This window comes from Neisseria sp. P0008.S010, from assembly GCF_051962715.1.
Classification (GTDB): domain Bacteria; phylum Pseudomonadota; class Gammaproteobacteria; order Burkholderiales; family Neisseriaceae; genus Neisseria; species Neisseria elongata.
This window is the reverse complement of sequence record NZ_JBQCVA010000406.1, coordinates 1-241: the sequence shown is the minus strand read 5'-3', so window position 1 is coordinate 241 and position 241 is coordinate 1. Positions and strand designations below refer to the sequence as shown.

The window sequence follows — 241 nt, the reverse complement described above, 5'->3', positions numbered from 1 at the left end:
CGTGTAGGCGGCCAAATAAGTCTGATGTGAAAGCCCGGGGCTTAACCCCGGAAGTGCATTGGATACTGTTCGGCTAGAGTGCGAGAGGGGGAAGTGGAATTCCTGGTGTAGGGGTGAAATCCGTAGATATCAGGAGGAACATCGGAGGCGAAGGCGACTTCCTGGCTCGCAACTGACGCTCAGACGCGAAAGCGTGGGGAGCAAACAGGATTAGATACCCGAGTAGTCCTGTCTCTTATAC

Annotated in this window: 1 rRNA gene; it reads left to right on the top strand. The window is 54.4% G+C overall.

Annotation, left to right across the window (positions count from 1 at the left end):
• Nucleotides 1–241, top strand: a 16S ribosomal RNA gene (locus ACTHSL_RS14105); the annotation flags it as partial.